The organism is Ruminococcus sp. J1101004sp1_RTP21198st1_B9_RTP21198_201120, assembly GCF_040924245.1.
Classification (GTDB): domain Bacteria; phylum Bacillota; class Clostridia; order Lachnospirales; family Lachnospiraceae; genus Blautia_A; species Blautia_A faecis.
Window position 1 is genome coordinate 1 of the sequence record NZ_JBCOMI010000061.1, and the last position, 7,836, is coordinate 7,836.

7 protein-coding genes, 2 tRNA genes and 1 pseudogene are annotated in these 7,836 nt (G+C 42.5%); 4 read left to right on the plus strand and 6 right to left on the minus strand.

Going from position 1 to position 7,836, the window contains the following annotated elements; genetic code table 11:
* Positions 1–60 precede the first annotated feature (60 nt).
* Positions 61–207 (minus strand): annotated as a pseudogene (locus AB5618_RS20985) (DUF6783 domain-containing protein); the annotation flags it as partial.
* A gap of 86 nt (positions 208–293) precedes the next feature.
* Complete coding sequence (gene epsC / locus AB5618_RS20990) at positions 294–1,220, minus strand: serine O-acetyltransferase EpsC (RefSeq protein WP_148462797.1); 927 nt, start codon at positions 1,218–1,220, stop codon at positions 294–296.
* Positions 1,221–1,332: 112 nt separating this feature from the next.
* Here epsC and AB5618_RS20995 point away from each other — a divergent pair.
* Together AB5618_RS20995 and AB5618_RS21000 are read left to right on the plus strand one after the other, a co-directional pair.
* Positions 1,333–1,420: transfer RNA gene (locus tag AB5618_RS20995), tRNA-Ser, on the plus strand.
* Positions 1,421–1,507: 87 nt separating this feature from the next.
* A tRNA-Trp gene (locus AB5618_RS21000) sits at positions 1,508–1,578 on the plus strand.
* A gap of 220 nt (positions 1,579–1,798) precedes the next feature.
* On the opposite strand, the gene AB5618_RS21005 is transcribed toward AB5618_RS21000, so the two are convergent.
* The 3 genes from AB5618_RS21005 to modA are packed head-to-tail and all read right to left on the minus strand — an operon-like array spanning position 1,799 to position 4,445.
* Complete coding sequence (locus AB5618_RS21005; protein ID WP_195591254.1) at positions 1,799–2,851, minus strand: sulfate/molybdate ABC transporter ATP-binding protein; 1,053 nt, start codon at positions 2,849–2,851, stop codon at positions 1,799–1,801.
* Positions 2,851–3,546, minus strand: coding sequence for a molybdate ABC transporter permease subunit (modB, locus tag AB5618_RS21010; RefSeq protein ID WP_195591256.1), 696 nt, complete (start codon positions 3,544–3,546; stop codon positions 2,851–2,853). Before modB ends, AB5618_RS21005 begins: the two co-directional genes overlap by 1 nt.
* An 11-nt stretch (positions 3,547–3,557) precedes the next feature.
* Entirely contained in the window at positions 3,558–4,445 is an 888-nt protein-coding gene (gene modA / locus AB5618_RS21015; RefSeq protein ID WP_368367037.1) for a molybdate ABC transporter substrate-binding protein, read from the minus strand.
* A gap of 398 nt (positions 4,446–4,843) precedes the next feature.
* Between modA and AB5618_RS21020 the strand changes: the two genes are divergently transcribed.
* Complete coding sequence (locus tag AB5618_RS21020) at positions 4,844–5,056, plus strand: molybdopterin-binding protein (RefSeq protein ID WP_118579240.1); 213 nt, start codon at positions 4,844–4,846, stop codon at positions 5,054–5,056.
* On the plus strand, positions 5,049–6,011 hold the full coding sequence (locus AB5618_RS21025; RefSeq protein ID WP_118579243.1) for a helix-turn-helix transcriptional regulator: 963 nt from the start codon (positions 5,049–5,051) through the stop codon (positions 6,009–6,011). Before AB5618_RS21020 ends, AB5618_RS21025 begins: the two co-directional genes overlap by 8 nt.
* Before the next feature lie 183 nt (positions 6,012–6,194).
* On the opposite strand, the gene AB5618_RS21030 is transcribed toward AB5618_RS21025, so the two are convergent.
* Positions 6,195–7,607, minus strand: coding sequence for an MATE family efflux transporter (locus tag AB5618_RS21030; RefSeq protein ID WP_226815898.1), 1,413 nt, complete (start codon positions 7,605–7,607; stop codon positions 6,195–6,197).
* Positions 7,608–7,836: the final 229 nt, after the last annotated feature.

The following is a 7,836-nucleotide window of genomic DNA, read 5'->3' on the forward strand; positions in this document are numbered from 1 at the left end:
AAGGCTTTCTGCAAGATGTGCGTCACAATTTGTGGGAGATTTTGTCCGGATGAGGGCGCCGTAGCGGGCTACGGCAATCGAATTCGGGCGAAATATACCGCAAAGTGAGGCGTGCAGATTGTGAGAATGATTTTTCAAACATGCTCTGGAGCAGTCAGCAGTTACACAATTTATCACATTCACAGCGATGCATGTTACCAGATTCACACTGCGACTTTCTTTTTTTCCAGAAATGATATTTCCTAAAACACCACTGTGCCTGCTCTGTTAACTGCCATTTTCACTTTATTCCGTTAATTTTCCCAGTCCCAGACATTGGAAGCTTCCACATGTGTACGCGGCTTCTTGATCACCAGCTCCGGACTCTTTGCACTTACCTTGGAGTTTGCAGGTATCGATTCTGTGATAAATGTGTTTCCGCCGATGATCGTATTCTCCCCAATCACAGTTTCTCCACCAAGTACAGAAGAATTGGAATAAATGGTCACATTATCTTCAATAGTAGGATGACGCTTCACACCAGAAAGCTGCTGTCCTTTTCTTGTAGAAAGAGCGCCAAGGGTAACTCCCTGATACAGCTTCACATTATTTCCAATAGTAGTCGTTTCACCGATTACTACGCCAGTTCCATGGTCAATAAAGAAATATTCCCCAATCGTAGCACCTGGGTTAATATCTATTCCTGTGTGGTCATGAGCATACTCTGTCATAATCCTTGGGATAAACGGAACCTCCTCCAGATAAAGGATGTGTGCCAGACGATACACATAAATTGCCAGAAATCCCGGATAGGAGAAAATAATCTCCTCTTTACTCTTCGCAGCCGGGTCACCATCAAAGCCAGCCTGCACATCTTTCAGCAACATCTCCTGCACTTCCGGAAGCTGCTCAAAAAATCTGGAGGTTACCTGTGCTGCCTTGCCACATGCACTGGGCATATCCTCGCCAATATACAGAAAAGCCGTCTCGATCTGTGCCTGCATACGGTCAAACAGGTCATTGAGCAGATATCCGGTATAATGTTCCGGAAAAACGGCTGCTCCCGAATCAATATCGAAATATCCTGGAAAAATAACTGATCTCATTTCTTTCACAATATTAATAATCGCTGCACGGACTGGAAGATGTCTTCCGCTCTTTGTCAGAAACAGCTCTTCCTTACGGTAATTGGCAGTCAGACGCTCTACTGCATTCTCTATGGATGTCTTTTTGTCACTCATAACTGGTCTCCTCGTATTTTGCTTTCCTTTCATATTATTACACTATTCTTTTTACGTCAATAAAAAAAAGATTGACCTTTATCCAATCCCCCGATATAATGGAGAATGTCATGGAGATGTACCCAAGTGGCTGAAGGGTCCGCACTCGAAATGCGGTAGGCCGGGCAACTGGTGCGAGGGTTCAAATCCCTCCATCTCCGTTTTATAGTTGATTTCGTGCAATTTTTATTAATTTTGCCTTGACAACTGTTCCTTTTGTATGTATAATTGCAACAGAAACAAAACATAGGGGATTGGTCAAATGGTATGATAGGGGTCTCCAAAACCTTTGGTGGGAGTTCGATTCTCTCATCCCCTGCTCTTAAGCGTCAGAAATCTTGTAATTCAAGGTTTCCGGCGTTTTTTTTATCGCAGCATCAGAGCTTGTTTAAAAAAGGTTCTGAAGCATATCTGAAATAAAGACTTTCTTCTACTATCCGTTTTCTGCAGACTTCGCAATACAAAATAAGGAATATGAAACAGCACACCATTCCATGCTGTCTCATATTCCTTTATTATTCATTCAGAACCACCTTATTTTATTTCTTCAGCAACATCACATGCTCTGGTGGAAAATACAGATACTTTGGGATATTGTCCTTTGCAGTTTCCTGGAAATTCTTTTTCTGGCACATCCACCACAAAGTGCCGCTTTCTGCAGCCCCTTTATTACGAAACAGATACTGATGCTCAAAAGTATTTTCAATATACTCCTCAACCTGCACTTCCATGGTATTCTCACCAGCCTCATCTGCCGGCCTCATCCAATGTCCCCGGATTCCAACATGGGTAATATCCTCTGTCACTTCCTGTTCTGAACGAAGCATAAGCTCCCAATCCAATGCATAAACTTCATGGCTGCCCATCTTCTGCACCGCAGAAAAATTTTTACATCCAGTCAGCCTTGCAGCCTCCAGATACTGAGGATTCTCGAAAATATCCCTGGTCTCACCAGTAAGAATATCTTTTCCATTATTCAACAGGTTCAGCTGACTGCAGAACTTATATGCCTCATCCCTGCTGTGAGTTACCATGAGCATATCGCCTTTGTAATCTTTCAAAAAATTCTGCATATCACGCTGCAAAATGTCCTTCAGATACCCATCCAGCGCAGAAAAAGGTTCATCCAGAAGAATCACCTCCGGCTCTCCGATCATCATACGCGCGAGAGCCACCCGCTGCTGCTGACCGCCAGAAAGCTGCGACGGAAAATGCTTCTCCAATCCCTCCAGATGATACCTCTTTATGTAATCTGCAACCTTCTGTGAAAGCTCACTTTTTCCCCCTCGATACCCGCAGGCAATATTCTTTTCTACGGTCATAGTTGGGAAAAGGGCATAATTCTGAAACAGGTATCCAACTCTTCTCTCCTGAGGCTTTAAATTAATTTTTGCCTCAGAATCAAAAACAGTCTTCCCGTTAATAATGATCCTTCCGGAATCCGGAGTCTCAATTCCGGCAATACTGCGAAGAGTCATACTCTTTCCGCTTCCGGAAGCGCCCAGGATCCCTATAGTTCCAGCCTGCCCCTTCAGCTTTACATCCAGGGAAAAACCTTTAAAATTTTTCTGAATATCAAGTTCAATCGCCATTATATCCACCTTCTGGTCTGCATTCCTCTTCCGGAAACAATATTAATTGCCGCAACCACCAGAAATGAGATCAATATGATCACTACGACCCAGAAACCTGCCATATCATAATTTCCAGCTGCAGTCTCCGATGCAATTGCAACAGAAACCGTTCTTGTCTTTCCAAGGATATTGCCGGCAAGCATGGAGGTTGCTCCATATTCCCCAATGGCACGGGCAAAAGCCAGTACAGTACCGGAAGCAATTCCAGGTCCTGCTGCAGGCATAATCACCTTCCAGAATATCCGGCTTTCACTCATTCCCAAAGTTCTTCCTGCATAGATCAGATTCACATCCACCTGCTCAAAGGCCGCCCTGGCATTTCGATACATCAGTGGAAATGCGATCACAGAAGCTGCGATCACACATCCGGTCCATGTCTGAACTACTTTAATATCAAAATTGTCCAGCAGAAAACTTCCAAAAGGCCTTTTCAGGCTAAAAAGCAAAAGCAGGCAGAATCCAGCTACTGTAGGAGGCAGAACAAGAGGCATTGTCAGAATCCCATCCAGCACTGCCCTTGCTCCCGGTTTCAGTTTCATGATCTTCCTTGCACAGAATACACCCAGAAAAAAAGCAAATATAGTTGCTGCCACACCGGTTTTCAAAGAAATCCACAAAGGACTCCAGTTTATTTCACTGAGAAATTCTACCATATTATTATCCTTTATTCTGCAGTGTCTTCAGATGCTTCCTCTGTCGGCTCTGCGGTCTCTTCAGCGGCTGCCGTGTCATCCGTTTTCTCGTCATTTACATAAGCTGCAAATCCATATTTCTCAAATACTTCAAGAGCTTCATCAGACTGAAGGTACTCAAGAAATGCTTCTGCTGCTGCTTTATCATCATCACTTGCTTCTTTATCTTCTACCATTCCGGCAGGGTAAAGTACAGGTGTTTTAAGGCTTCCCTCCGGTGCCTCTGCAATAATCTCAACAGAATCTGCCACAGAAGCCGCATCCGTAGCATATACGATACCAACCTCATTGCTGCCCTCACTTACAGATGCAAGTACATCTGTAACATTCTTACCCTCGTTGATCTCCATCTTGTTTACTTCATCTGTAATTCCAAGATTATCAAAAATCTCGCGGGAATACTGTCCAACCGGAACGTCCTCTCCGGCAAGGGCAAGGTTTGCAGCATCTGGAATGTTCTCAAATCCGGTTACCTTGGTCTCTCCCCCCTTTGGTTTAATGAGAACAACTTTATTCTCAAGAAGATTCACTACAGAATCCTTGTCAGCAATCCCCTCGTCAACCAGTGCATCCATCTGCTTCCTAGCTGCTGAGAAGAAAATGTCGCAGCGGGCGCCTTCCTCAATCTGAGTCTGCAAAGTTCCTGAACTGTCTGCATTGTAAAGAATCTCAACATCCGGATAAGTTTCATTAAAATTCTTCTGAATCTCTTCCATGGCGTTATTCAGGCTGGCTGCAATAAATGCGTAAACCTCACCTTTCAGTTCCGGTGTCTCTGCTTCAGCAGATACGAAAGTAGTTCCAAACATCATAGTTCCCATAACACCAGCCATAAGTGCTGCAAAAACTCTTTTTTTCATTTCACGCCTTCCATTCTTGTTGTATTTTGTTGTGTTTTGTTATGTTTTATTCAGTTTCATCCATTATACTTAATTTCATTTGCTATGTCAATTTGAACCTGCATTGTTTGTACAATTTTTATTAGTTCACACAAATTTTTTTTACTTTTCATTTTTTCTCCAACGAAACACTCCTTGTTATTTTCTTTCCAACATGCTATGATATTTAAATACTACCAATAATAAATACAAAAGGCAGCTGCTTCTCAGCTATGGAACACGTTCATACTCCTGTCTAATCTCCTACTTGCTCATATGTTCCGATCTGTCTGATATCCATCCATTCAGCATATAGACATAATGAATACACAGCTGTCTTTCAGGAGTTTTGTAGTAAATAATGAAAAGAGGATTTAACTATGAAATTAAGTGCACGCAACCAGTTAAAGGGAAAAGTTATCAATATCAATAAGGGAGCCGTTAACTCCATCGTCACAATTGATATCGGAGGCGGCAACATTATCACAGCTACTATTTCCTGTGCAGCTGTAGAAGAACTTGGACTTGAAGTTGGCTCTGACGCTTACGCAGTCATTAAGGCAACCAACGTTATGGTGGGAATTGATGAATAAACTTTATACTGCTCAGGAAATTGCAGACAAGCTCCAAATTAAGAAGACCACGGTTTATGAATTGATCAAACGTGGAGAATTATATTCTTCTAAAGTAGGAAAACAGCTTCGCATCAGCGAGCAGCAGCTGAAACAATACCTGGAGCGTTCCGGTTCCGGCAATAACATGCCAGATCAGAAAGCCGTTTCTTCCAGTACCCCTAACGGAAATCTGCAGATTCCGGAACTTCCTCCAGAAAGTTCCCTTTTGAAGAGGGATTATCTTCTCCACTCCAGCGGACTGATCCTTTGCGGACAGTTTTCCCCGGCTCTCGAACTTCTGATCAGCCAGATGTCCATTCACCCTCAGGGGATCCCAGTCCTTCAATCCTTTATGAACAGCTACAACAGCCTGTATTCTCTTTATTTCAAAAAGGCTCACATAGCATGTGCAAGTCTGGATCTGGAACATATCCGCAGCCTTGTCCCAGGTGTACAGCTTTCTCTTTTATGCCTTTATGAGTATTCCATAGGGCTTTATGTTCCTTCTGGAAACCCTTTGAAGCTTTCAGGTCTGATGGATTTCGCCCGTAAAGACATAAAGATTGCCAATCGGGAAAAAGGAAGTACACCACGGATTTACCTGGACCAGTTTCTTTTCTCAGAAAAAATTTCGCCAGCCAGCATATCTGGTTACCATACTGAACTGGTATCTGATATTTCCACTGCCGCAGCTATTGCTACGCACAAGGCAGATTCAGCTCTTGGAGAAGAATACGCAGCACACCAGTCCGGACTTCTGGATTTTATTCCGCTTCAGACACTTCCTATGTATCTGGTCATGGAAACGGAAGCCCTTTCCCAGCCTGGATTCTCTGCTCTTCTTGAAATTGTACGGTCTGAAGATTTCCGAACGATTCTTCAGGGACAGACCGGATATAATGTGACACGGACAGGGGAACTGCTTTCTCTTTAAAATACCCATGGATAATAAAAATGCTTTTAATTTATTTACGCAGCTTCTGAACTGCTGTTTGAATAAATTAAAAGCATTTTTTCTTAGAACGCATTTGAAAAAGCCTTTTTCAAACACGCTCCTGATAAGTCATTCGGTTAACAAAAAACTCTATTTGAAAAATAATTATCAGGCATTCCACGCCTATTTTCCGGAAACAATATTCTGCATCCATACACCTTTCTTAACCAGCACAAACCCCACAATACACTTCAAAATATCTCCCACCTGTACCATGGCAAAAACAGCCAACACGTGTAAACCTGTGAAGCGACTGAGGCAATACGCAATTGGTACACTAACACACCACACAAATACACTGTCAAATAAAAATGTAATGATCGTTTTTCCACCGGAACGCAAGGTAAAATATGAAGCATGCAGGAATGCGTTCTGCGGCATAAAAATTGCCATGATCATAATAAAGTATTTCGCCAGTTCCTGCGCATCCAGATTGGTGTTATACAGCTTTGGGAAAAATGGTGCGACAATCAGCATGACTAATGCCACTCCAGTGCAGCACATAACAGAAAATGCAATCATCTTATTATCTGTATCTCTGGCCTTCTTCATATTTCCCGCGCCTAACAGCTGTCCCACTACAATGGCAACAGAGTCTCCCAAAGCGATGAATACAACATTAAAAACATTATTAATGGTATTTGCAATATTCTGTGCAGCTACTACGTTTAATCCCCGAATAGAATAGCACTGGGTAAGAATTGCCATTCCGGCTGCCCAGAGAGTCTCATTAAGCAGCAGCGGAGTTCCTTTGATCAAAATCTTCTTTGTTAAATTAGCTGGTACCTTCAGAGTACTGTAAAGACCTTTGGCAAAAGGCATTTTTTCTGTGTGAGTGTGTGACCAGATAATTATAATTGCAGCCTCCACATAGCGGGAAAGAACAGTCGCAATAGCGGCTCCTTGTACTCCCAGCTCTGGAAAGCCAAATTTACCATAAATAAGAAGATAGTTGAATACAAGATTCACAAGTACTGCAGTAACTCCCGCCTTCATAGGCTGAACAGTCTCTCCGCATTCGCGAAGGGTACTGGAGTATGCCTGACTGATCATAAATGGCGGCAATCCAATAAACATGATCCACAGATACTGCATTCCATATCTGCTCGTAGCCTCCAGTGCTGCTGCACTTCCTTCGCCTTTCAGATACATGCCGATCAGGTTTTCTCCTGAGCACATTAAAATCAATATTGTTATAATTGTGAGCGCAATTACCAGCCATAATTTGTAGCGAAATGTCTGGCGTACCCCTTCATGATCCTTCTGACCCGCATACTGAGCTGTAAAAATTCCAGCACCGGACACGCCTCCAAACAGACAAAGATTGTATACAAAAAGGAGCTGATTTACAATGGCTGCCCCTGACATCTGCTCTGTGCCAATCCTTCCGATCATAATATTGTCCAGAAGACTGACAAAATTAGTGATACCATTCTGTATCATAATGGGTATTGCAATTGCAAGTACCATTTTGTAAAAGGCCTTATCTCCCAGAAATTTCTTCCGGAATCCAGGCTTAGTTACTGTGTTTTCCATTTATCGATTTCCCCCTTCATTTCCAAACTGTAAAACAGAATATTTGTTCTGTGATTACAGCGTGGTAGATACTAAGTTACTACATATTTTCAAATAATGCAATAGGTAAATGTAAACAAATGAGAAAATTTTGCAATAGAAACATACACACAAAAAAAACGATAACCAACCGGCTACCGTTTCCGTTCTGTACCTTCAAAACTACATACATGTTACATCCTAATGGAAT

Bases quoted from the DNA above. Each gene is read 5' to 3' on its own strand.
- epsC (WP_148462797.1), bottom strand. From the start codon at position 1,220: ATGAGTGACAAAAAGACATCCATAGAGAATGCAGTAGAGCGTCTGACT.
- AB5618_RS21005 (WP_195591254.1), bottom strand. From the start codon at position 2,851: ATGGCGATTGAACTTGATATTCAGAAAAATTTTAAAGGTTTTTCCCTG.
- modB (WP_195591256.1), bottom strand. From the start codon at position 3,546: ATGGTAGAATTTCTCAGTGAAATAAACTGGAGTCCTTTGTGGATTTCT.
- modA (WP_368367037.1), bottom strand. From the start codon at position 4,445: ATGAAAAAAAGAGTTTTTGCAGCACTTATGGCTGGTGTTATGGGAACT.
- AB5618_RS21020 (WP_118579240.1), top strand. From the start codon at position 4,844: ATGAAATTAAGTGCACGCAACCAGTTAAAGGGAAAAGTTATCAATATC.
- AB5618_RS21025 (WP_118579243.1), top strand. From the start codon at position 5,049: ATGAATAAACTTTATACTGCTCAGGAAATTGCAGACAAGCTCCAAATT.
- AB5618_RS21030 (WP_226815898.1), bottom strand. From the start codon at position 7,607: ATGGAAAACACAGTAACTAAGCCTGGATTCCGGAAGAAATTTCTGGGA.